The following is a 23,724-nucleotide window of genomic DNA, read 5'->3' as shown; positions in this document are numbered from 1 at the left end:
GATGAGCCATTCCGCAACCGGGTCCAAGGCCACCCTGGAGGCCAATTTCGACGGACTCGTCGGCCCCACGCACAACTACGCGGGGCTGTCGTTCGGCAACGTCGCGTCGCAGAACAACGAGAAGTCGGTCGCGAATCCGCGTGCCGCCGCGCAGCAAGGTCTGCGCAAGATGAAGCGGCTCGCCGATCTCGGCTTCGCGCAGGGCGTGCTGCCGCCGCAGGAGCGGCCGTCGATCCGTCTGCTGCGCGAGCTGGGTTTCAGCGGTAAGGAAACCGAAGCAATCGCGCGCGCCGCGAAGGACGCGCCCGAACTGCTCGCGGCGGCCAGCTCGGCTTCGGCGATGTGGACCGCGAACGCGGCCACCGTGAGCCCGTCGGCCGACACGCCCGACCAGCGCGTGCATTTCACGCCCGCGAACCTGTGCAGCAAGCTGCATCGCGCGATCGAGCACGAGTACACGCGCCGCACGCTCGGCGCGATTTTCGCGGACCCGTCGCATTTCGTGGTGCACGAGGCGCTGCCCGGCACGCCCGCGCTCGGCGATGAAGGCGCGGCCAATCACACGCGTTTTTGCTCGCAGTACGGCGAGCGCGGCGTGGAGTTCTTCGTTTATGGCCGCAGCGAATATCGTCGTGGACCGGAGCCGAAGCGCTTTCCGGCGCGTCAGACCTTCGAGGCGAGCCGCGCAATCGCGCAACGTCACGGTCTGACCGATGAGACCGCCGTGTTCGCGCAGCAGAATCCCGAGGTGATCGACGCGGGCGTATTCCATAACGACGTGATCGCCGTGGGCAACCGCAGCACGCTGTTCTGCCACGAACGCGCGTTCGTCGAGCAGGGCAAGGTCTACGACGAACTGCGCGCGAAGCTCGCGGCGCAGGGCGCGCCGTTCGACGTGATCGAAGTGCCGGACGCGCAAGTGAGCGTGGCCGATGCGGTCACGTCGTATCTGTTCAACAGCCAGTTGCTCAGCGGCGCGGATGGCAAGCAGGTGCTCGTCGTGCCGCAGGAATGCCGCGAGAATCCGCGTGTGGCGATCTACCTGGAAGAACTGGTCGCGAAGCACGGTCCGATCGACGACGTGCTCGTGTTCGACCTGCGCGAGAGCATGAAGAACGGCGGCGGTCCGGCGTGCCTGCGTCTGCGCGTGGTGCTCAGCGAAGCGGAGCGCGCCGCCGTCGCGCCCGGCGTGTGGATGAACGACGCGCTGTTCGCGCGCCTCGACGCGTGGATCGAAAAGCACTATCGCGATCGCCTCGCGCCGCAGGATCTCACCGATCCGGCGCTGCTCGTGGAGTCGCGCACGGCGCTCGACGACCTCACGCAGATTCTCGGCCTCGGCTCGCTCTATGACTTCCAGCGCTGATATCGACGTGCTCGCCGATTTTCTCGGCGCGACGCTGGCGGGCTGGCGTCCCGCGAGCGATAACGCCAAAGCGGGCGCGTGCGCGAACGGCGCGGTGCGCTGGCAGTGGCAGGACGAAGGCGTGCTGTTGCTCGAACCGGCGCACGCCGATGTCGATGTCGATGCCGATGTGGATGTCGCCGCGCGCAGCGTGCTGATCTCGGCGGGCGTGCATGGCGACGAAACCGCGCCCATCGAACTGCTTTCGCAGATGGTCGCGGACATCGCGGCGGCGCGTCTGCCGCTCGCGTGCCGTCTGCTCGTGGTGCTCGGCAACGCGGCCGCGATGCGCGCCGCCACGCGCTACGAAGACGACGATCTGAACCGTCTGTTCGGCGGCCGTCATGCGCGCGTGCCGCAGAGCCGCGAAGCGCCGCGCGCGCTCGCGCTCGAACAGGCGGCGCAGCGCTTCTTCGACGCCGCGCCCGACGATGCGCTCGCGCGCTGGCACCTCGACCTGCACACGGCGATCCGCGCCTCGGCGTTCGAGCAGTTCGCGCTCTTGCCGTACACGGGCGGCGCGCCCACGCGCGCGATGTTCGACTGGCTCGCCGACGCGCGCATCGCCGCCGTGCTGATCCACACAGAAAAGGGCGCGACGTATTCGTCCTTTAGCGCCGACGCGTGCGGCGCGACCGCCTGCACGCTCGAACTCGGCAAGGTGCGTCCGTTTGGCCAGAACGACCTCGCGCGTTTCGCGAACGCCGACGCGGCGATCCGGCGGCTCGTCTCGGGCGCGGCCGCCGATGCCGATGCGCCGATGCCGCGCGTCTTTACCGTCATCGGCCAGATCACGAAGCAGAGCGACGCGCTGCAACTGCACGTGGCCGCCGACGTCGCCAACTTCACGCCGTTCGCGCGCGGCACCGTGCTCGCCGAGGACGGCGCGTATCGCTACGTGGTCGCGCACGACGAGGAGCGCATCGTGTTTCCGAATCCGGCCGTGAAGCCGGGTTTGCGCGCGGGCCTGCTCGTCGTCGATACGACGGGCGAGACGCTGGCCGCGCTGGTTTAGCGCACGCGCGGCGTTCGTCAGCCGCGCTCGCCTTGCGCATCCACGACATCCAATTGCAAGTTCGCGCCGCACCGGGCGGCCCGCCGGGCGCGTGATGACGTTTTCAGACCGCGTGCACGGGCGAGGTACAATCGCGCCCTCGCGGTTGCTGCGGCGCATCAGAAACGATGGGGCCGTTTGAGCCGCTTTTTTGGCGCAGCGATCCTGCCCCAAGCGCGACGGAGACCACCGGAGCGCGCTGTAATCCGACTGGAAAGAGACACTGATGAACATGAACTGGAACAAGCTGGCCCGCCTCGCAGTCTGCGCGGCCGTCACCGTGGCCGCCGGCGCGGCCCACGCTGCCGATATCAAGGAAATCCGCTTCGGCGTCGAGGCGTCGTATGCGCCGTTCGAATCGAAGTCGCCGAGCGGCGAACTGCAGGGCTTCGACATCGACGTCGGCAATGCCGTCTGCGCGAAGCTCAAGGCGAAGTGCGTGTGGGTCGAAAACTCGTTCGACGGCCTGATTCCCGCGCTCGAGGCGCGCAAGTTCAACGCCATCAACTCGGACATGACGATCACCGACCAGCGTCGTCAGGCGATCGACTTCACCGATCCGATCTATGCGATCCCGAACCAGATGATCGCGAAGAAGGGCAGCCCGCTGCTGCCGACGCCGGCATCGCTGAAGGGCAAGCACGTGGGCGTGCTGCAAGGCACGATCCAGGAGTCGTATGCGAAGGCCAAGTGGGCGCCCGCGGGCGTCGACGTCGTGCCTTACCAGACGCAGGACCAGATCTACGCCGATCTCGTCTCGGGCCGTCTGGACGCCGCGTTCCAGGACGCCGAAGCCGCATCGAAGGGCTTCCTGAACAAGCCGCAAGGCGCGAGCTTCGCGTTCGCGGGTCCGCAGGTTGTCGACGCCAAGCTGCTCGGCGAGGGCGTGGGCTACGGCGTGCGCAAGAACGACGCGGCGCTCAAGGCCGCCCTCAACGGCGCGCTGAAAGAACTGAAGGCCGACGGCACGATCGACAAGATCGCCGCCAGGTACTTCGACGTGAAGGTCGTGCTGAAGTAAATGAAGTCAGCGCATCTCGCCTGATCGCGGAGTGCCCGACCGGCCGGTTGACACCGGCCGGTATTTTTTACGCGTCGATAGTTCGGAATCCAGAATAATCACCGCCCGCGCCCCCTGCGCGCGGGCTCGCGCGTGTGCCGCCGAACGCGTAACATGGCGAATATTTTCGAGAATTGAGCGTCCGCTTCATACGCCGGACCTGTCTGCCAGGATAAAATCCTTGTGGGTAAGAAAGAGTAAGAATTAAAGCGCAGTCAAAGGCAGTAAAGAGCAGCAAGGGTAGAAATGGGAACGCGCCGCGGCGCCGCATCGCGGACCGCAGGCGAGCAAGAAGAAGTCGAACGAAGAGAGACCATACGGGCGTCACGAAAAACGTGGCGTCGCGCGGGGGACCCATGAGCTTCAATACCGCAGACCAGCACGCGCCAGGTGCCGGCGACAGCACGCTTTCGAGCGGCGCGTCCGGCGCACAGGCAACCGATAACCAGGCCGCACAGGGCGCGGCGGCCGGACCTTTCGAGGTGTATTTCGCACGCTTGCCGCTGCTCGACCGCGACGGCATGTTGTGCGCGTACGAGACCTTGCCGCGCATCGTCGCGCAAGAGGGCGATCCGGCCGACGCCCCAGTCGGCGCCGGCGACGCGAACGCCACCACAACATTAGCCGCAGCCACGCTCGCGCCGCCTTCGCAGGCCGCCGCGCTCGTGAAGGCGTTTGCCAAACCCGCGTTGCGCGCCGCGCTCACGGGCCATCCCGCGTGGCTCGACGTGACGCGCGAGATGCTGTTCGACGACGCGCTGCTGCGCCTGCCCGCCGACCGCGTGACCTTCGAATTGCCGTTCGACCTGGGCAGCGATCCCGAGGTGATTGCCCGCATCGTCAAGCTGCATGGCAAACGTTATCGTTTCGCGCTCGACAACGTCACGAAGGCCGACGAGACGCTCGCGAAGCTGCTGCCTTATGTCGACGCGATCAAGATCGACATCGGCGACATCGCGGCCACGATGCTGCCGAAGTTCGCCAGCGTGCTCAAGGCCGCGGGCAAGCTGCTCGTCGCGATGGGCGTGGAAAGCAAGGAAGACTACGAGCGCGTGCATGCGCTCGGCTTCGACCGCTTCCAGGGCTACTACTTCACGCAGCCGCACGGCGGCGCGCGCCGCGCGAGCGCTTCGCGCCAGGCGCTGCTGAATCTGCTGCAACTGCTGGCTTCCGAACCCACGGTGATGCAGCTCGAAGCGGAGCTCAAGCTCAATCCCGTCCTCGTGATGCATCTGATGCGGCTCGCGAATTCGAGCAGCTTCGCACTCGGCCGCAAGGTCACGACGCTGCGCGAGGCGATCAACGCGACCGGCACCAACCGCATCGCGCGCTGGACGCAACTTCTGCTTTACGCGGACGGCCGCAAGATTTCCCTCGAAGACGATCCGATGCTGCAACTCGCGGCCACGCGCGCGCGCTTCATGGAAATGGCGGCGGCGGTGCTGCCCGAAGCGGGGCCGACGGAAGAAGACTCCGCGTTCCTCGTGGGCGTGTTTTCGTTCGTCGATGCCGTGTTCGGCGGGCCGATCGAAGGCGCGCTCGAAGTGCTGCGGCTCGCCAAGCCGATCCGCGCGGCCATCCTGCGCCGCGAGGGCGTGCTCGGTCAGCTGCTCGACGCGAGCGAGGCGCTGGAGCGCGGCAACTGGATCGCCGTGGACGCCGCGTGCGCGCATCTCGCGCCGCTCGACGCGGGCGCGGTGTCGGCGCTGGCCTTGCAGGCGGCCGAATGGGCCGGCATGGCCGAACGCGATGCCGAGGCTCAGGGGCTGGTGCAGGCCGAGGGCTAAAAGCGAGGCCGCGAAAGCGGGATCGCCAATGCAAACGGGGCGCGTGGCGCCCCGTTTGTTTTTCCGGCTTGACGTCGCAAAGACGGCAGGTAGAGAGCCCTGAAAAGCGCGATCAGCTCGACTTCGCCAGCGTCTTCACCGCATCGCCGGAAAAGAAGCGCGCGAGTTCGTGCGCGAGTTCGTTGAGCGCGCTCATTTCCTTCTGCGAGATGCGGCGCGGTTCCTGGCTCGTCATCCAGTCGCCGTAGAGCAGGGCGACGGGCGGCTCGCCCTGCGTGGCGACCGGCAGCAGCACGAAGGCGCGCGTGTCGTCGAAGCGGGCGCGATACCAGCCCGGCAGACGCGTGAGCATCTTCGGGTCCTGCGCGTTCTCGATGAAGATGCCCACCGAGTTGGCGATCGCCAGATGAAACACGTCGGGCTGGAACGTGGCGCTGAACGTGAGCTTGTCCAGGCCGTCTTCGACGTCCGGGCCGAAGCCGCGCTGCGCCTCGAACATGTTCGCGCCGCGCCGCACGAACACGACCGTGCGCGCGAAGCCGAGGCCCGCGAGCACCGTTTCGGTGGCGAGCGTAAGTGCCGCGGAGAGCGCGCTGCCGGGCGGCAGGGCACGCAGATCTTCGACGCCCGCCGCGATGCGCGCCTCGGGGTCGAGCGCTTCGCGTGCGATCGCGTCGGCGTTCGCACGCAGCTCGACGATCTCGCGCATCACGCCGTCGTCGGCTTCCTCGTTGGCGAGCGCGAGGCTCATCTGTACGAGCGTGTCGGGGTCGGTGTTGAGCGCGCGGCCGTAATACTGCGCGAGTTCGGCGATGTGCTCCTCACGCATTTCATCGGTCAGGCCGGGCGTGGTCAGCACGCGCGCGACTTCCGTCGAATAGTTCGTGATGGCGCGCAGCCACTGCACCTGGCGCGGCTCGGTGCCGGCCGGGTCGTACTCGCCCATGCCTTCGCGGATCGCTTCGGGCAGGCGCCAGCGCGCGGCCGCGTCCTGGCCGATTTCGGCGAAGGTCACGCCGAGCACGTCGATGCAGGCTTCGTCCTCGCTCGTGCCCGCGTCGCATTCGCGGCGGATCTGGTCCCACTCGGGTTCGAGATAGAACACCACCAGCAGCTTGCCGACCTGGCGCATCAGCGTGCAGACCACGGCTTCTTCGCCCGCGCGCAGGTCGCCGCGCTCGGTGAGCTTGCGCGCGACGAAGCCCGACAGCATGGTGCGGTTCAGTTCGAGTTTGGCGTCGATGCGGCGCGGCGCGCTGTGATGGAAGTGGTCGACGATCTTCAGGCCGACCACGAGATGGCCGACCGCGTCCATGCCGAGCACCATCAGCGCGCGCGTGACGGTCGTGATGTTGCCGCCGAAGGCCATGTACATGGCCGAGTTGGCGAGGCGCAACACTTTTTGCGTGAGCGCGAAGTCGGACAGCACGACCTTGACCAGCGCGCTGAAGTCGTAGTCGTCATTGGTCATGGCCGCGACCGTGGTGCGCAGCGATTGCGACAGCATGGGGAAGTCGCCGCGCTCGTTCATGCGAGCCCAGAGCCGGTCGAGCAGGACTGCCTTTACCATCTGAACCATGTCAATTTCGCAAAAGCCCAGCGTGTGTCGGTGCCGCCATCAGTGCACTCCGTGAAGGTGCAGACTGCGCGACTCGAACCGCTGCGAGAGTTCCTCGGACGGCAGCGCCTTGCAGACGAGCCATCCCTGGATGTGGTCGCAGCCCATCTTCGTGAGCAATTCGCGCTGCGCCTCGGTCTCGACGCCCTCGGCGACGAGTTCGAGTTCGAGCGTGCGCGCGAGGCCCACCACGGCGTTGACGATCGCCTGATCGTTGCGCGAGGTGAGCAGGTTCTCCACGAAGCTGCGGTCGATCTTCAGTTTCGAAAGCGGAAACCGTTGCAGATACGCGAGACTCGAATAGCCTGTGCCGAAGTCGTCCACGGCGAAGCGGATGCCGAGGCCCGTGAGTTCCTCGAGCAGCTTCACTGCGTGCTGCGGGTCCTGCATCAGCAGGCTTTCGGTGATCTCGAACACCAGCCGGCGCGGATCGAGCCCGGTGAGCTGGATCGCCTCCTGAACGCTGTCCTTGAATCGCGGATTACGGAACTGCTGCGGCGAGACGTTGACGGCGATGTACTGCAAGGAGATGCCTTGCTCGTCCCATTGCGTCAACTGCATGCAGGCCGCTTTCAAAACCCAGTTGCCGAGATAATTAATCAGGCCGACGGATTCCGCAAGGGGAATAAATGTTGAGGGCGGCACGAGCCCATGCAATGGATGTTGCCACCGGATCAGTGCCTCGACCCCCACGACGCCCCGTGTGGCGCTGCTTGTGATCGGTTGATAGTGCAGCGAAAACTCGCCGTTGCGCACGCCGTCGTAGAGGTCGGACTCCAGCTTGAGCAGCATGGCGTCGGTCGGATCGTCGTCCGGCACGTGCAGCATCATCGTGTTGCCGCCGGCCGACTTGGCCTGTTGCAGCGCCTGGTCGGCGCGGCGCAGCAGCGGCGTGCTGTCCGCCTGGATGTCACCGAGATCGTGCGCGGTCTCGTGCGGATCTTCGCGCAGAATGCCGGGCAGGCCGCCTTGTGCGCGCTGGTCGGGATAGAACGCAATGCCGATGCTCGCCGACAGATGCACGGGCTGGTCGCGGAACGTGTAAGGCTGCAGGATCGACGTGAGCAGGCGGCGCGCGAGCGCTTCGGCCGTCACGCGCAGATCGCCGGGGCTCGCGTTGAGTTGCGGGCTGATCAGGATCGCGAACTCGTCGCTGCCGATGCGCGTGATCAGCTCGCCTTGCAGCGCGAGATGCGAGAGGCGGCGTGCGGTTTCGCGCAGCAGTTCGTCGCCGGCGTCGTAACCGAGTGCGCGGTTCACGCGCTGATAGTCGTCGAGATCGAGCAGCAGCAGGGCGATCGGCAGGCCGTGGCGGTCGGCTTCGGACTGCGCGCGTTCGAGCGCGGGGCCGAGCGCCGCCTGGTTCGGCATGCCGGTCAGCGGATCGTGATGGAGCGCGTGCGTGAGGCGCGCGGCGTCGCCTTGCCAGGCCGACACATCGAAGCCCGCGACCGCGAAGCCGTCCATGCCCGCATAGGCCGAACGCTGCACGCGCAGTTCGACGGCGAGCGGATAGGTGAGCGCCTTGACGAGATCGACGGTGTCCTTCTCGATGGCGCCGCTTTCGAGCGCGCGGGCGAACAGCGCGTCGAGCCGCGACTGATGTTCGGGCGCGACGAGGTCGTGCAGCGTCGCGCCGAGCAGGAACTCGCGGTGATAGCCGGCGAAGCGCAGGCTCGCGTCGGACACGTAGAGGAAGCGCAGGTTGCGGTCCACATGCACGAGGAAGTCCACGGCCGCCGCGGTGTGCTCGAACGAGCGCGAGACGGCATCGGACGGCGCTTCGAGCATGCGCGCCCCGAGCGGCATGTCGCGCGTCGCGTCATGGGCGTCCGGCAGCAGCGGCGCGCCGCCCGTGGAGGCGAGCGGGACGCCGGCATCGCCATGCAGCCCGGCGCGCGTGCGCAGCCGGCCGATGACCGAGCGCAGCCAGCCCGGGCGGGGCGCGGTGATCCTGTTCGCTTCCATGTGTATCGCTGGCAACCCTTGGTCTGATCGTTATTGCGCCGGGCTCGCCGCGCGGCACGCTTGAGCGTGTCGCTGCGGTGGTCCGGTCGGCGGGCGCGTCGGCATCCGGCTGAACACGCCCATCAGACCGTGATATCGACCTCGCGCGCGAAATCTTTAGTGTCAAAACGGAAACAAAACGGAAATTTCGACCTCGGTGCGAACTCGCTGCACCGAGCGGTGTCAGCGCCCGCAGTTTCGGTTAAAGTGGCGCCGGCAGCCTGCTCGCGCCGATGCGCGATGCATGCGTTCGCTGCGTCCGGAGGCTTGTGTGAGCGGCCAGGCGTCAGGGGCGAAGGTCCGTTGAGCGCTTGTCCGCAGGGGCAAACTTCTTACCGGTTATTACCACCACCGTCGGGACCTGCTGTCCGGGATTATCCGCTCCAGTCATCCGCCATGTCAGATTCATCGTCATCGTCCGCCAGGCCGGAACACGCGGCCAGCGAGAGCGGCCAGGAGCCCATGCATCACGCGCAGGGCGCCGGCGCCCATCCGTTCGTCTATCTCGGCCGTCAGCCGATCCTCGACCGCAACGGCGCGCTCAATGCCTACGAACTGCTGTTTCGTGGCGGCGTGCAAAATCGTGCCGAAGTCTTCGACGACCGCCACGCGACCGCGCAGGTCATGACGCGCACGATGGGGCAGCTCGGCGTGCCCGCCGTGCTCGGCCGCCATCACGGCTACGTCAACATGAGCCGCGAGCTGCTGTTCGACGACATCGTGCATCTGCTGCCGCCGGGCCGCTTCGTGCTCGAAGTGCTCGAACACGTGGGCTTCGATCTCGCCGTGCTCGAACGTCTCGCGCAGCTGCGCCGCGTGGGCTATCGCATCGCCTTCGACGATGTGAGCGCGCTCACCGACAACCTGCGCCGCGCGCTGCCGTACGCGGACATCGTCAAGGTCGATCTGCTGCAGACCGACCGCGCCGAACTGCCCGCGCTCGCCGCCGCCATCGCCGCCGAAGGCAAGACGCTGATCGCCGAAAAGGTCGAGACGCGCGAGGACTTCGAGTACGCGCGCGACCTCGGCTTCGAGCTGTTCCAGGGCTACTTCTTCGCGCGTCCGCAGATGTTGCGCGCGCCGCGCATGCGGGCCTCGCGTCTCGCGCTCGTGCGTCTGCTCGCGCTGGTGGCGAGCGATGTGGGCGTGGCCGCGCTCGAACACGAATTGCGCAGCCATCCGGGCGTGGTCGTGCAGCTGCTGCGTCTCGTGAATTCGAGCGCGTATGCGCCGGGCCGGCCGATCTCGTCGCTGCGCGAGGCGGTGCTGGCCGCCGGCACGCGCCAGATCGCGCGCTGGGCGCAGCTGCTGCTTTATGCGAGCGGACGCGATCTGCCTTGGGCGTCCGATCCGCTCGTGCAGCTCGCGGGCACGCGCTCGCATTTCATGGAACTGGCCGCGCGCAGTCTCGCGCCGAACGACCCCGATTTCGCCGATGCCGCGTTCATGACCGGCATCTTCTCGCTCGTGCATGTGCTGGTCGGCTCCACGGCCACCGATACGCTCGAAGGGCTCGGCCTCGCGCGCGAGATTACCTCGGCCGTCGACGGGCAGCATGGCGAACTCGGCATGCTGCTGCGCGTCGCGCATGCGTGCGAACGCGGCGACGAAACCCAGGCGCAGACGCTCATCGCCGAAGCGGGCGGGCGCTTCGCCGCGCTCACGCCGCCGCTGCTCGGCGAGCTCAATCTGTGGGCGGGCGCGTGGTTCTCGGCGTATGCGGACGGTTGATCCGGGCGGTTGAAGTCGGGTGCTGAAACTGGCGTTGAAAGTCGCGTGTAAGGGCATGCCGGTTGCGCGTGTCCGCGCGCCTGCCTGCACGCTCTGCGCGCGCGCACGGACTGTGGTCCAATAGGGGCGGCGCCGAACCCGGCGGTCCGTCGCGGGCCGCGATTCCGGCGCGCCATTCGTGCCCATTCGAGTACACCCGAGGACATCCGATATGAAACCGAGGTATTTCGCGGCCGGCGCCGCGGCGCTCGTCTGCGCCGGCCTGTCGCTGTTCGCCCTGACCGCGCAGGCCACGCTCAAGCCGGGCGACGCCGCGCCCGACTTCACGACCCAGGCTTCGCTGGGCGGCAAGACCTACACGTATTCGCTCGCCTCCGAGCTCAAGAAGGGCCCGGTCGTGGTGTACTTCTATCCGGCCGCGTTCACGAAGGGCTGCACGATCGAGGCGCACGAATTCGCCGAAGCCGTGGACGAGTACAAGAAGTACGGCGCAACCGTGATCGGCGTATCGCATGACAACATCGGCACGCTCACGAAGTTCTCGGTGAGCGAGTGCCGCAGCAAATTCCCCGTCGCCGCCGACGAGGATTCGAAGATCATCAAGGCCTACGACGCATCGATGCCGCTGCACGATTCGATGGCCAACCGCGTCTCCTACGTGATCGCGCCGGACGGCAAAGTCATCTACGAGTACACGAGTCTCTCGCCCGACCAGCACGTGGAAAACACGTTGCGCGCCGTGAAGGAATGGGCCGCGCAGCATCCGCAGCAATAAGGCTCGCGGCGCGCGCGGCGTGAAGGCCGCGCGCGTGGTTTGATGCGTTGATTCATGCGTTGTTTTGCGTGCTGTTTTGCGCGTGCGTCGTGTGCATGTCGCCGTGCGTGTGCCGTTGTGCGCGTGCCGCCGTGTGATGCCGCGCGACGCCGCCTTCGCCGTTCCTCCTCTCCCTTCGCTTGTGCCCGCTTTGGGCGTTCCCCGCATGCCGATTCTCGTTTTACTCTTCGCGTTCGCCGCGCTCGTCTATGGCGCGGTGTGGTCGTTTCATGCGCTCTGCGCGCGATTCGGGCTCGGCGTGGCCGTGAGCGTGGCGGTGGTGGTGGCGGCGGCGATCGTCGCATTGGCCGCGCGCTGGTGGCGTCGACGTCAGGACGTCGCGCCGAATCTGCGCGGCGACGGCGACTGGACCCATCGCGTCGCGGGTGCATGGGGCGAGGCGCGGCTCGCGGCGCACAAGCGGCTGTGCGAAGTCACGTGCGACGGCGCGCACGGCGCGTATATCTTCGCGGACCTGCAGGACGCGCAGGCGCAACACGACGCGAACGGCTGGCACGTCGCGCTGCGCGTGACCGATGCGAAACGCCCGCTCTGGCAGTTGCCGATGACGAGCGAGCGCGAGGCAAAACGCTGGGCGCGCATCTTTACGCTGGCGATCGCGCAGCGGCTCTGAGGCCGGGTTCGACGAGCCGCGTGGGCCGCTTTGCGTGGCGCGCGCGAATGACTTTGCGCGCGGACAAGAGATGCGCAATCGCCTGCATCGAGACCGGCGCGACGGTCCGCAAACGGCGCGGATGTGCCGCACGACAGTGGCATACTCGCACGCCAGCCGCGCTGCCCGCGAGCGGCTTGATATCGGCTTGAGACCCGATCGAGCCCCGCTTGAAATTCGCTTGAAACCCCGCAGCGCGCCCCCACGTTTTTACTCGCCGACGATCGCCATGCTCCGAACCCTGTCCATTTCCCTCGCGCTCGCCGCCGCTTGCGGCACGCTGCTTGCAGCCTGCGACCAGCAGAAGGTCGCCGACGCCGTCAACGCGGTGAAGCCCGACTCCATGGCGTTCGGCAAGCTGCAAATCGGCGTGTCGACGGTCGAGGACGTGCGCGCGTCGGCGGGCAAACCCGAGATCGTCTGGCAAAACGACGACGGCACCGAGCGCCTCGAATATCCGCGCGGTCCGAACGGCCTGAACACGTGGATGCTGGACTTCGACGCGGACGGCAAGCTCGTCGCGATGACCCAGGCGCTGACGGCGCAGAATATCGCCCAGGTGGTGCCGGGCATGACGCAGGACGACGTGCGCAAGCTGCTCGGCAAACCGGCGACGGTGTCGAAGTACGCGCTGAGCCACGAGGAAGTGTGGAGCTGGCATTGGGCCGAAGGCGGCGTGGCCGGCGACGGCATGTTCAATGCGCATTTTTCGCCGGATGGACTGGTGCTCCGCACGTCGCGCTCGGATGCGCCGGGGCATGAGCAGCACTGATGCGTGCTGACGGACGAGGAGGTGGAAATGAAGCGTTTGGCCTGGCTGTTGAAGATCGTGAAGGGCGATGCGCGCGTGCTGTGGTTCGCGCTGCGGCAACCGAACCGGCCCGGCTGGCTGGTGCCGTCGGCGGCCTTGCTGACGCTCTATGCGCTCGCGCCGTTCAATATCGCGCTGCCGCTCGTCGGCGTGATCGACGACGGGATCGTCGTGCCGGTCTTGCTGCATTTGATGGTGGCGTGTCTGCCGGTGGGGTTGAGGCGGGCGGGGCGGTGACGCGGCTTGTCGAGGCCTGTCGAGGCGCTGAAGCCGGCGTGCGCCTGGTGCGGCTTGATGTAAAATATACTTTACATCGCGTAGCCGCCTCGGTGGCGGTGCGGAGAGCGCCATGCAACTCTACGAAATCGGTCAGGCCGTCGCTCAGCGGCGCGCGGAACTCGATCTGACCCAGGCACAACTGGCGAAACTCGCCGGTTTGTCGCGTGTCACCGTCAATCAATTCGAGGCCGGGAAGGTCAACGATCTCGGCGTCAACAAGCTGATTCCGCTACTGAGCGTGCTCGGACTCGAACTGGCCGCCTTGCCCCGCAGCGAACAGCGCGGGCTCCACAAGGCCACGGTCAGCGCGAACGTCAGCTACAAGGGGCATCTCACGGAGCGCACGCTCGCGAAGGCGCTGGCGAGCGGCAAGATTCCCGAGGGTTTCGAGTCGCAGATTTCCACGATCCTCGATGAAGTGCCGGTGCCGGTCGTCGTCAAGGCGGTCGAGGAGGCGGCCAGAAGCTCGGGTACGCCGACGCGGCAAATCTGGAAAACCCTCGCCACCTGGTCGAAGGATCTGCATCTCTATCGCGGAGTGTGGGTGTGAACGTATCGCCGTCGTTGGACTCGTTGCCCGATGGCGCATGGCGAAGCCTGTTTCGGCATGCGCTCAAACTCGTCGCTGAGATCAGGACGCATGGCACGTCGAATCCGTTCTGGACCTTCGGCGGCGGGACCGTGCTCATGCTGCGATACGGCCATCGCCTGAGCAAGGACATCGATATCTTCGTGCCCAATCCGCAGTATCTCGGCTACGTCAATCCGCGTATCAGCGACGCCGCCGCGGAAATCACGCGGCGACTACGAAGAACACGCGCAGTTCGTGAAGCTGATCCTGCGGGACGGCGAGATCGATTTCGTCGTGTCGCGCAATCTGACTTCGCCGGGCTTCGACGAGTGGGAACTGATGGGCGAGGCGGTCAAGGTCGAGACCGCCGCCGAGATCGTCGCGAAGAAGATGTGGTATCGAGGCGACCGTCCCGCCGCGCGCGATTTGTTCGACCTGAGTCTCGTGATCGAGCGCGAACCCGATGCGTTGATGGCGGCGGGCACGTTCCTGATCCGGCATCGCGCGACGTTTCTGCGGCTGCTCGACGAGCATCGACCGTTTCTTGCCGCGCGATTCGCCGATATTCAGACGCTCGGTTATACGCCGTCGTTCGATTATTGCGTTGGCGCCGCGAAGGCGTTTCTCCAGGCGATTCCAGGCGACGCTTGAAGAACGGGCTTCGCATTAAAAAACGGCTGGGTCTCATGCCCAGCCGCCTTTTTCACTCCACCACCCGCGCAGGCGGCTCCATCTTCCCGCGCTTCGCATCCCACCACACGCGCAGCCGGTCCATATACAGATACACCACCGGCGTCGTATAGAGCGTGAGCATCTGACTCACAATCAAGCCTCCGACGATCGAAATCCCCAGCGGCGCGCGCAGCTCCGCGCCTTCGCCGCGTCCGAACGCCAGCGGCAGCGCGCCGAGCAGCGCCGCGCAGGTCGTCATCATGATCGGGCGGAAGCGCAGCAGACAGGCCTGATAGATCGCGTCGCGCGAACTCAGTCCCTCGCGCGACGCCTGGATCGCGAAGTCCACCATCATGATCGCGTTCTTCTTGACGATGCCGATCAGCAGAATCACGCCGATCAGCGCGATGATGCTGAACTCGGTCTTGAACAGCAGCAGCGCGAGCAGCGCGCCCACGCCCGCCGAGGGCAGCGTCGAGAGAATCGTCAGCGGATGGATGTAGCTCTCGTACAGAATGCCCAGCACGATATACACGGCCAGCAGCGCCGCGAGAATCAGGACCGGCTGGTTGCTCAGCGACTGCTGGAACGCCTGCGCCGTGCCCTGGAAGCTGCCGTGGATGGTCTGCGGCATGCCGATCTCGGCCATCGTGTCGTAGATGGCCTGGGTCGCGTCGGAGAGCGATTTGCCCGGCGGCAGGTTGAACGAGATCGTCGAGGCCACGAACTGGCTCTGGTGATTCACCGAGAGCGGCGTCGTGCCCGGTCCGAACGAGGCGATGGCCGACAGCGGGATCATGGTTTCCTTCGCCGTCGACACGGCCGCGCCCGACGACGCGCTCGACTTGCCGCTCGCGGCGATCGAGTTGATCGCGAGATTGCGCGCGGAGTCGGCGGCGATGGTCGCGGCGCTCGTCGACGAGGTGCCGCCCGTGCCGCCCGACGACGCGCTCGACGTGGCCGTGGACGTGACCGTGCCCGCCGTCGCATTGGTGCTCTGCGCGCCGCTCGCGGTGCCGCCCGAGGTGCTGACCCAGATCTGCTTGAGCATCTCCGGGCTCTGCCAGTATTGCGGCGCGACTTCCATCACCACGTGATACTGGTTGAGCGGGTTGTAGATGGTCGAGACCTGGCGCTGGCCGAACGCGTCGTAGAGCGTGTTGTCGATCTGCGAAGGCGTGATGTTCAGCCGCGCCGCGCTCTGGCGGTCGATCGTGACCATCGCTTCGAGGCCGCCTTGCTGCTGGTCCGAATTCACGTCCGCGAGTTCGGGGCGCGCCTGTAGCGCTTCGGTGAGCTTCGGCCCCCACTTGTAGAGGTCGGCGGTGTTGTCGGCGAGCAGCGTGAACTGATACTGTGCGTTCGACTGCCGCCCGCCCACGCGGATGTCCTGCACCGATTGCAGGAAGGTGCGCGCGCCCGCCACGTTCGAGAGCGGCCCGCGCAGTTGCGCGATCACTTCGTCGGCGGAGAGCTTGCGCTCGCTTTTCGGCTTGAGCGAGACGAACATGAAGCCCGCGTTGGTCGCGCGTCCGCCCGTGAAGCCCGCCACGGAATCCACGGCCGGGTTCGCCTGCACGATGCGCTGCATTTCGGCGAACTTCACCTTCATCGCCTGGAACGAGGTCGACTGGTCGGCCTGGATGCCGCCGATCAGACGCCCGGTGTCCTGCTGCGGGAAGAAGCCCTTCGGCACGATCACGTAGAGCACCACGTTGAGCGCGATGGTCGCGAGCAGCACCATCAGGATCAGCAGCGGGTGCGCGAGCGCCCAGCCGAGCGTGCGCTCATAGCCGTTCTGCATGCGCACGAAGCCGCGTTCGAGCCAGCGCGAAAAGCGGCCTTCCGGCTTCTTCTCGTGCGCTTCCTGGAGCAATCGCGAGCACATCATCGGCGTGAGCGTGAGCGAGACTGCGAGCGACACCGCGATGGCGAGCGAGAGCGTGAGCGCGAACTCGCGGAACAGGCGTCCGACGATGCCGCCCATCAGCAGGATCGGCAGGAACACGGCCACCAGCGAGACGCTGATCGAGAGCACCGTGAAGCCCACTTCGCGCGCGCCGAGCAGCGCGGCCTTCATGCGCGGCACGCCGCTTTCGATATGGCGCGAGATGTTTTCGAGTACCACGATGGCGTCGTCGACGACGAAGCCCGTCGCGATGGTCAGCGCCATCAGCGAGAGGTTGTCGAGCGAGAAGCCCATCAGGTACATGGCCGCGAAGGTGCCGATGATCGAGATCGGCACGGCCACGCTCGGGATCAGCGTCGCGCGCCAGTTGCGCAGGAACAGGAACACGACCATCACCACGAGCGCGACGGCGATGATCAGCGTGTGCTCGGTGTCCTTGAGCGAGGCGCGGATGGTGACCGAGCGGTCCGAGGTGGGAATCACGTCGACGTCGGCGGGCAGCGAGGCCTTCAGTTGCGGCAGCATCGCGACCACGCGGTCGACGGTCTCGATGATGTTCGCGCCCGGCTGGCGGTACAGGATCACCAGCACCGAATGCTTGCCGTTGGCGAGGCCGAGATTGCGCAGGTCTTCCACCGAATCGACCACTTCGCCCACATCCGAGAGCTTCACGCCCGCGTTGTTGCGGTAGGCGATCACGAGGTCCTTGTACTGGCTCGCCTTGCTCGCCTGGTCGTTGGTGTAGAGCTGGTAGCGCTGCGGGCCGAACTCGATGTCGCCCTTCGGGCTGTTCGCGTTCGCGGAGGCGAGCGCCGCGCGCACGTCTTCGAGGCCGATGCCGTAGTGGAACAGCGCGTGCGGTTCCAGTTCGATGCGCACGGCGGGATTGGCCGAGCCGCTCACGTCCACCTCGCCGATGCCGTCGACCTGCGAGAGCGACTGCTGCAGCACCGTGGCCGCCGAGTCGTAGAGCTGGCCCGCGCTGAGCGTGGGCGAGGTGAGCGCGAGGATCAGGATCGGCGCGTCGGCGGGATTGACCTTGTGATACGTGGGGTTCGAGCGCAGGCTCGTCGGCAGGTCGGCGCGCGCGGCGTTGATGGCCGCCTGCACGTCGCGCGCGGCGCCGTCGATGTCGCGGTTCAGGCCGAATTGCAGCGTGATGCGCGTGCTGCCCACCGAACTCTGCGAGGTCATTTCGCTGACGTCGGCGATCGAGCCCAGGTGGCGTTCGAGCGGACTCGCCACGCTGGTCGCCACGGTTTCCGGGCTCGCGCCCGGCAAGGTGGCCTGCACCGAGATGGTGGGGAAATCGACTTGCGGCAGCGGCGCCACCGGCAGCTTCGTGAACGCGAAGAGGCCGGCGAGCGCGATGCCGAGCGCGAGCAGCGTGGTCGCCACGGGGCGCGAGATGAACGGGCGCGAGAGATTCATCGCGTCAGTGCTCCGGGCCGGACGTGGGCGCGGGCGGCGTGGGATGCGAGTCGCCGCCGAAGCGCTTGCGCAGCCGCGCCGCGATCGAATCGAACGCGAGATAGATCACGGGCGTCGTGAACAGCGTCAGCGCCTGGCTCACGATCAGGCCGCCCGCGATGGCGATGCCGAGCGGGCGCCGCAATTCCGAACCCGCGCCCATGCCGAGCATCAGCGGCAGCGCGCCAAGCAGCGCCGCCATCGTCGTCATCATGATCGGGCGGAAGCGCAGCAGGCAGGCCTGATAGATCGCTTCACGCGGCGGCTTGCCTTCGTTGCGTTCGGCGTCGAGCGCGAAGTCGATCATCATGATCGCGTTCTTCTTCACGATGCCGATCAGCAGCACGATGCCGATGATGCCGATGATGTCCAGATCGTGCCCGCTGATCATCAGCGCGAGCAGCGCGCCGATACCGGCCGAAGGCAGCGTCGAGAGAATCGTGATCGGATGCACGAAACTCTCGTAGAGCACGCCGAGCACGATGTACATCGTCACGATGGCCGCGAGGATCAGGAACAGTTCGTTCGAGAGCGACGCCTGGAACGCGAGCGCCGCGCCCTGGAAGCGCGTCTGGAACGAGCCGGGCAGGCCGACTTCCTGTTCCGCCTGCTGGATCGCCTTGACCGCCGCGCCCAGCGACGCGCCCGGCGCGAGGTTGAACGACACCGTGGTGGCCGGGAACTGCGAGAGGTGCGAGACCAGCAGCGGCGCGGGCCGCTCGTGGAACTTCGCGATGGCCGAGAGCGGCACCTGGCCCGTGGTCGAAGTCGAGGAGGGCAGGTAGATCGAGTTCAGCGAGTCGGTGTAGTGCTGCATCACCGGGTCGGCTTCCAGAATCACGCGGTACTGGTTCGACTGTGTGAAGATGGTCGAGATGATGCGCTGGCCGTAAGCGTCGTAGAGCGCGTTGTCCACGGTCGCGGGCGTGATGCCGTAGCGCGCCGCGCTCGCGCGGTCGATCTCGATGAACACCGAGTTGCCCTGATCCTGCAGGTCGGTGGCGACGTCGGCGAGTTCGGGCACCTGCTGGAGGCGCTGCACGAGCTTGGGCACCCAGGTTGTGAAGTCCTGGATGTTCGGCGTCGTGAGCATGAACTGATACTGCGTCGGGCTCACGGTCGAGTCGATCGTCAGATCCTGCACGGGCTGCATGTAGAGCGTCGCGCCCGGCATATGCGAGGTCGCCTGTTGCAGATCGCGGATGATCTGGCTGGCGGTCTCGCTGCGGTCGTCGCGCGCCTTCAGGTTAATGAGCATGCGGCCGCTGTTGAGCGTGATGTTCTGGCCGTCCACGCCGATGAACGACGTGAGGCTCTCCACGTTCTCGTTCTTGAGAATCTCGGTGGCGAGCGCCTGCTGACGCTCGGCCATCGACGCATACGACACCGATTGCGGCGCCTGCGTGATCGCCTGGATCACGCCCGTGTCCTGCACGGGGAAGAAGCCCTTCGGCACGTAGACGTAGAGCACGCCCGTGAGCACGAACGTGGCGGCGAACACGAGCAGCGTGAGCCGCTGGCGCGCGAGCACCCATTCGAGCGCGACGCCGTAGCGGCCGATGATGTAGTCGAAGAACGCATGCACGCGCGCCTCGAAGCGGCGGCTTTCGGCGGGCGGCGTGTGGCGCAGCATCTTCGCGCACATCATCGGCACCAGCGTGAGCGAGACGATCGCCGAAATCACGATGGTCACGGCCAGCGTGATCGCGAATTCATGGAACAGGCGGCCGACCACGTCGCCCATGAACAGCAGCGGGATCAGCACCGCGATCAGCGAGACCGTGAGCGAGATGATGGTGAAGCCGATCTGCTTCGAGCCCTTGAGCGCGGCTTCGAGCGGCGGGTCGCCGTCTTCCACGTAGCGCGCGATATTTTCGATCATCACGATGGCGTCGTCGACGACGAAGCCGGTCGCGATGGTCAGCGCCATCAGCGAGAGATTGTCGAGCGAGAAGCCGCACAGATACATCACGGCCAGCGTGCCGATCAGCGAGAGCGGCACCGAAAGGCTCGGGATGATGGTGGCGTAGACGTTCGCGAGGAACAGGTACATCACGAGCACGACCAGCACGACCGACATCAGCAGTTCGAACTGCACGTCGCGCACCGAGGCGCGGATCGTGGTCGTGCGGTCGGTGACGATCTGCACGTCGAGCGCCTGCGGCAGCGACTCCTGCAATTGCGGCAGCAACGCCTTGATGCTGTCCACCACGGCGATCACGTTCGCGCCCGGCTGGCGCTGCACGTTCACGATGATCGCGGGCGTGTTGTCCACCCACGCGCCGAGCTTGGTGTTCTCCGCGCCCTGCACGATGTTCGCGACGTCGGTGAGCATCACGGGGCGGCCGTCGCGGTAGGCGATCACGGCGTCTTTATAGGCGTCGGCGTCGGTGAGCTGGTCGTTCGCGTTGATCGTGTAGGCGCGCGTCGGGCCGTCGAAATTGCCCTTCGGCGTGTTGACGTTGAGGTTCGAGATGCTGGTGCGCAGGTCGTCGAGATTCAGGCCGTAGGCGGCGAGCGCGCGCGGATTCGCCTGAATCCGCACGGCGGGGCGCTGACCGCCCGAGAGACTCACGAGACCCACGCCCGCGACCTGCGAGATCTTCTGCGCGAGACGCGTGTCGGCGAGATCCTGGATCTGCGTGAGCGGCAGCGTCTTCGAGGTGATGGCGAGCGTGAGGATCGGCGCGTCGGCGGGATTGACCTTGGCGTAGATCGGCGGCGCGGGCAGGTCCGAGGGCAGCAGGTTGCCGGCCGCGTTGATGGCGGCCTGTACTTCCTGTTCGGCGACGTCGAGCGGCAGGTCGAGGCTGAACTGCAGCGTGATGACCGACGCGCCCGCCGAGCTTTGCGACGACATCTGGTTCAGCGACGGCATCTGCCCGAACTGGCGTTCGAGCGGCGCGGTGACCGAGGACGTCATCACGTCCGGGCTCGCGCCCGGATAGAAGGTCTGCACCTGGATGGTCGGATAGTCGACTTCGGGCAGCGCCGAGAGCGGCAGAAACCGCAGCGCGACGAGACCGACCAGCATGATCGCCGCCATGAGCAGCGCCGTGCCGACCGGGCGCAGGATAAAAGCGCGGGAAGGATTCATGCGGCTTACTGGCTCGAAGCTTCAGAGGCGTGACGGCGATGGCGGTGAGCGCCCGAGGCGGCGCCGGCCCAGGAAGCGCCCGATGCGCCCGAGGCCGCGGATGCGCCGGACGCACCCGACGCGTGCTTCGGCCGCTCGGCGGGGATCGTGATCTTCGAGCCTTCGCGCAGGCGGTCCGAACCGTCGATCACGACGCGTTCGCCCACGGCGAGACCCGAGGCGATGCTGGTGCGTTCGGCGTCGATCGGCCCGGCTTTCACGAGGCGCACGGTCACGGTGTTGTCCGGCTTCACGACGTAGACGTACTGGCCCTGCGAGCCGTTGAGCACGGCCGAGGTGGGCACGATCACGGCGTTGTGGATCGTGTCGACCAGCAGGCGCGCGTTGACGAACTGGTTCGGGAACAGCGACTGGTCGTCGTTCTTGAAGCTCGCGCGCAGCTTGACGGTGCCGGTCGTGGTGTCGATCTGGTTGTCGAGCGTCTGCAGATAGCCGGTTTCGAGCATCGTGGTGTTGCTGCGGTCGTAGGCGGTCACCGACAGCTTCGTGCCCGCGCGCATCTGCTTCATGATCGACGGCAGGTTGTCTTCCGAGGTCGTGAAGATCACGCTGATCGGCTGCAACTGCGTGAGTACGACGATGCCGTTGGTGTCGCCCGAGGTGACGTAGTTGCCCGGATCGACCTGGCGCAGGCCCACGCGGCCCGAGACCGGCGCGGTGATGCGCGCGTAGGTGAGATCGAGCTTGTAGGTGTCGATGTTGGCCTGATCCGACTTGACCGTGCCTTCGTATTGCTTGACGAGCGAGGCTTGCGTGTCGACCTGCTGGCTCGCGATCGAGTCCTGCGCGAGCAGCGTCTGGTAGCGCTTGAGGTCGAGGCGCGCGGTGGCGAGCAGCGCCTGGTCGCGCGCGAACTGGCCTTCGGCGTTGGCGAGCGAGATCTGGTACGGGCGCGGGTCGATCTGCGCGAGCACATCGCCCTTTTTCACCATCTGGCCTTCCTCGAAGTTCACGCTCTGCAGCGTGCCGGACAGTTGCGTGCGCACCGTGACGTCGGCGAGCGGCGTGACCGTGCCGAGCGCCGTGATGACGATGGGCATGTCGCCGGCCTTCGCGGTGGCGACGCTCACGGGCTGCGGCATGTTGGCGAACGCGCCGGGGCCGCCGCGGCGCGAATGCGCGCCGCTCGCCGCGCCGGGCGCGCCCGCTTCGCCCTTCAGGCTCAGGTTCCACGGATGCCAGCGCAGCAGCGCGATGAGCGCGACGATCAACACGATCACGACGGCGATGAGCTTGCCGCGGCTCTTGCGCCGGACCTCGCCCGACGGCGGCGTGGCGTTGGCGGACGGCGTGTCGCGACGAGGGGAATCGGGGCGCTTTTCTTGTTGATCCATCGGTCAGGTCGGTTACGAGGTCGGTGACTGCTTGTCGGTTGAGCGGATTGGCTGCGCGTACGGCGTGCCGCGTAGCGTCGGTGGCTGCGGCGCAGGCCGCCGATGCTACGCGAGGCGCGCGCAAGCTTGATGTCAGGCGCCGCCACGCTGGCTGGCGTGCGGTGCACGGCTGGCGGGAGGGGCGGTCGGCCTGACGTCGCGGGTTGTCATCACGGGGCCGCGCGGGTGCGTGCGCGATGCGCGCTGAATCCGCGAAGGCGCATTCGACGCCGTACAGACTCCTTACGGCGGCAAAAAGCATGATGCTACGTCGCTGTGTTCGTTACAGTCCAGTACCGTATCTTTCGAGACGTTACGAACGTTACAGGGCGTGTCATTTGTCCGTCAGGACGGGGGCCAGGGTGGGCCCGGTCAAGCCTGATGAGCGGTCGCGGCGACCTTCGCGGCAGGCGGTGGCGGCAGGCAGGCGGTGCCGCCGATTTCGGTGGCGATGCGTTCGATGCACTCGCGCAGCATCGGCACCGCGTGCGTGACGAGCCAGTCGCGCGGGCATTGTTGCGCGGCGCCGCCGCAGTTGATCGCGTAGAGCTCGCCGCTCGGGCCGAAGAAGGTGCCGGCGATCGCGTTCAGGCCTTCGTACCATTCGCCGATCGCCATGCCGTAGCCTTGCTCGGCGGTTTCGGCCAGCGCCGCGTCGAGCCGGCTGCTGACGAAGCCCCAGTCGTTGCCCGCGGCGGCTTGCAGGGCGGAGGTCAGCTCGGCGCACTCGGTGGCTTCGAGCGAAACGAGATAGGCGCGGCCCACGGCAGTGCGGCTCATGTCGATGCGCGCGCCCACTTCGAGCCGCGAAACGAGCACGGCCGAGCGCGGCCGGATGGCGTCGATCACGACCATGTCGAGCCGGTCGCGCACGGCCAGATGCACGGACAGCGCGGTGCGCTCGGCCAGTCGGGTGAGGAAGGGCCGCGCGCGGGCGCGCAGGTCGGAGCTGCGCAAGAAGCCGTTCGAGAGTTCGAGCACCGACGAGGTGAGCACGAAGCGCTCGCTGTCGGGCAGGCGGGCGAGGAAGCCCGTGGAGACGAGCGTGCCGGTCAGGCGCGAGAGCGTCGCTTTCGGGATGCCCGTGAGTTCGGTGAGTTCGCGGTTGCCGAGCGCCACGTCGGCGGCGGCGATGGCGCGCAGCACGGCGAGGCCGCGGGCGAGCGCGGTGACTTCTTCGGCGTTGCCGTCTTTGTCGCGGGACGTGTCGGTACGGACGCGGTGATCGGGAGCGGTGGTCATGAGCGTGGAATTTCCGAAACGCTATTTCAATTTTGTTTGCGCGAGATGCGAGTTTTAACGCTTAAATCGAGACCGATTTTTGTGCCCGACA

General features: G+C 66.7%; 17 protein-coding genes and 1 pseudogene. 12 read left to right on the top strand and 6 right to left on the bottom strand.

Annotated features, from left to right (window positions below):
* Window position 1 precedes the first annotated feature (1 nt).
* The 4 genes from astB to U4Y88_RS06495 all read left to right on the top strand — a co-directional run bounded on the left by astB (window position 2) and on the right by U4Y88_RS06495 (window position 5,306).
* Entirely contained in the window at window positions 2-1,366 is a 1,365-nt protein-coding gene (gene astB, locus U4Y88_RS06510) for an N-succinylarginine dihydrolase (RefSeq protein ID WP_321783035.1), read from the top strand.
* Window positions 1,350-2,420: a succinylglutamate desuccinylase gene (gene astE, locus U4Y88_RS06505; protein WP_321783033.1), complete on the top strand. Its 1,071-nt coding sequence runs from the start codon at window positions 1,350-1,352 to the stop codon at window positions 2,418-2,420. Before astB ends, astE begins: the two co-directional genes overlap by 17 nt.
* 265 nt (window positions 2,421-2,685) lie before the next feature.
* Complete coding sequence (locus U4Y88_RS06500) at window positions 2,686-3,480, top strand: ABC transporter substrate-binding protein (RefSeq protein WP_321783031.1); 795 nt, start codon at window positions 2,686-2,688, stop codon at window positions 3,478-3,480.
* 560 nt (window positions 3,481-4,040) lie between these two features.
* Window positions 4,041-5,306 (top strand): EAL and HDOD domain-containing protein, encoded by a 1,266-nt coding sequence (locus tag U4Y88_RS06495; RefSeq protein ID WP_321783396.1) that lies wholly within the window; start codon window positions 4,041-4,043, stop codon window positions 5,304-5,306.
* Window positions 5,307-5,418: 112 nt separating this feature from the next.
* Here U4Y88_RS06495 and U4Y88_RS06490 read toward each other — a convergent pair whose 3' ends face one another.
* Both U4Y88_RS06490 and U4Y88_RS06485 read right to left on the bottom strand, forming a co-directional pair.
* Window positions 5,419-6,876, bottom strand: a complete 1,458-nt coding sequence (locus tag U4Y88_RS06490) for an HDOD domain-containing protein (protein ID WP_310633790.1) — start codon at window positions 6,874-6,876, stop codon at window positions 5,419-5,421.
* A gap of 48 nt (window positions 6,877-6,924) precedes the next feature.
* Window positions 6,925-8,892, bottom strand: a complete 1,968-nt coding sequence (locus U4Y88_RS06485; protein WP_405045138.1) for a putative bifunctional diguanylate cyclase/phosphodiesterase — start codon at window positions 8,890-8,892, stop codon at window positions 6,925-6,927.
* Window positions 8,893-9,393: 501 nt separating this feature from the next.
* Between U4Y88_RS06485 and U4Y88_RS06480 the strand changes: the two genes are divergently transcribed.
* The 8 genes and pseudogenes from U4Y88_RS06480 to U4Y88_RS06445 all read left to right on the top strand — a co-directional run bounded on the left by U4Y88_RS06480 (window position 9,394) and on the right by U4Y88_RS06445 (window position 14,461).
* On the top strand, window positions 9,394-10,662 hold the full coding sequence (locus U4Y88_RS06480) for an EAL and HDOD domain-containing protein (protein WP_224012035.1): 1,269 nt from the start codon (window positions 9,394-9,396) through the stop codon (window positions 10,660-10,662).
* Between the two features lie 211 nt (window positions 10,663-10,873).
* Complete coding sequence (locus tag U4Y88_RS06475) at window positions 10,874-11,437, top strand: peroxiredoxin (protein WP_224012036.1); 564 nt, start codon at window positions 10,874-10,876, stop codon at window positions 11,435-11,437.
* 205 nt (window positions 11,438-11,642) lie between these two features.
* Window positions 11,643-12,110 (top strand): hypothetical protein, encoded by a 468-nt coding sequence (locus U4Y88_RS06470; protein WP_321783029.1) that lies wholly within the window; start codon window positions 11,643-11,645, stop codon window positions 12,108-12,110.
* Between the two features lie 268 nt (window positions 12,111-12,378).
* Window positions 12,379-12,921 (top strand): outer membrane protein assembly factor BamE domain-containing protein, encoded by a 543-nt coding sequence (gene bamE / locus U4Y88_RS06465; protein ID WP_310633787.1) that lies wholly within the window; start codon window positions 12,379-12,381, stop codon window positions 12,919-12,921.
* Between the two features lie 27 nt (window positions 12,922-12,948).
* On the top strand, window positions 12,949-13,197 hold the full coding sequence (locus U4Y88_RS06460) for a hypothetical protein (RefSeq protein WP_224012039.1): 249 nt from the start codon (window positions 12,949-12,951) through the stop codon (window positions 13,195-13,197).
* A 112-nt stretch (window positions 13,198-13,309) separates the two neighbouring features.
* Window positions 13,310-13,789 carry a helix-turn-helix domain-containing protein gene (locus tag U4Y88_RS06455; protein ID WP_321783027.1) on the top strand — a complete coding sequence of 160 codons (480 nt, stop codon included), beginning with the start codon at window positions 13,310-13,312 and terminating at the stop codon, window positions 13,787-13,789.
* Between the two features lie 137 nt (window positions 13,790-13,926).
* Window positions 13,927-14,049, top strand: a pseudogene (locus U4Y88_RS06450) (hypothetical protein); the annotation flags it as partial.
* Between the two features lie 16 nt (window positions 14,050-14,065).
* The gene (locus tag U4Y88_RS06445; RefSeq protein WP_321783025.1) at window positions 14,066-14,461 is read left to right on the top strand and encodes a nucleotidyl transferase AbiEii/AbiGii toxin family protein; all 396 of its coding nucleotides are present in this window, start codon (window positions 14,066-14,068) and stop codon (window positions 14,459-14,461) included.
* Window positions 14,462-14,513: 52 nt separating this feature from the next.
* Here U4Y88_RS06445 and U4Y88_RS06440 read toward each other — a convergent pair whose 3' ends face one another.
* From U4Y88_RS06440 to U4Y88_RS06425, 4 genes are all read right to left on the bottom strand, one after another.
* Window positions 14,514-17,822, bottom strand: coding sequence for an efflux RND transporter permease subunit (locus tag U4Y88_RS06440; protein ID WP_321783023.1), 3,309 nt, complete (start codon window positions 17,820-17,822; stop codon window positions 14,514-14,516).
* 4 nt (window positions 17,823-17,826) lie between these two features.
* On the bottom strand, window positions 17,827-20,958 hold the full coding sequence (locus U4Y88_RS06435) for an MdtB/MuxB family multidrug efflux RND transporter permease subunit (RefSeq protein WP_224012043.1): 3,132 nt from the start codon (window positions 20,956-20,958) through the stop codon (window positions 17,827-17,829).
* A 5-nt stretch (window positions 20,959-20,963) separates the two neighbouring features.
* Window positions 20,964-22,352 (bottom strand): MdtA/MuxA family multidrug efflux RND transporter periplasmic adaptor subunit, encoded by a 1,389-nt coding sequence (locus U4Y88_RS06430; RefSeq protein ID WP_224012044.1) that lies wholly within the window; start codon window positions 22,350-22,352, stop codon window positions 20,964-20,966.
* Between the two features lie 411 nt (window positions 22,353-22,763).
* Window positions 22,764-23,633: an IclR family transcriptional regulator gene (locus U4Y88_RS06425; protein ID WP_310630965.1), complete on the bottom strand. Its 870-nt coding sequence runs from the start codon at window positions 23,631-23,633 to the stop codon at window positions 22,764-22,766.
* Window positions 23,634-23,724 lie beyond the last annotated feature (91 nt).

The organism is Paraburkholderia sp. J94 (assembly GCF_905220285.1).
Classification (GTDB): domain Bacteria; phylum Pseudomonadota; class Gammaproteobacteria; order Burkholderiales; family Burkholderiaceae; genus Paraburkholderia; species Paraburkholderia tropica_A.
Note: the sequence above shows the minus strand (reverse complement) of the source record. Positions and strands in the feature narration are given on the sequence as shown.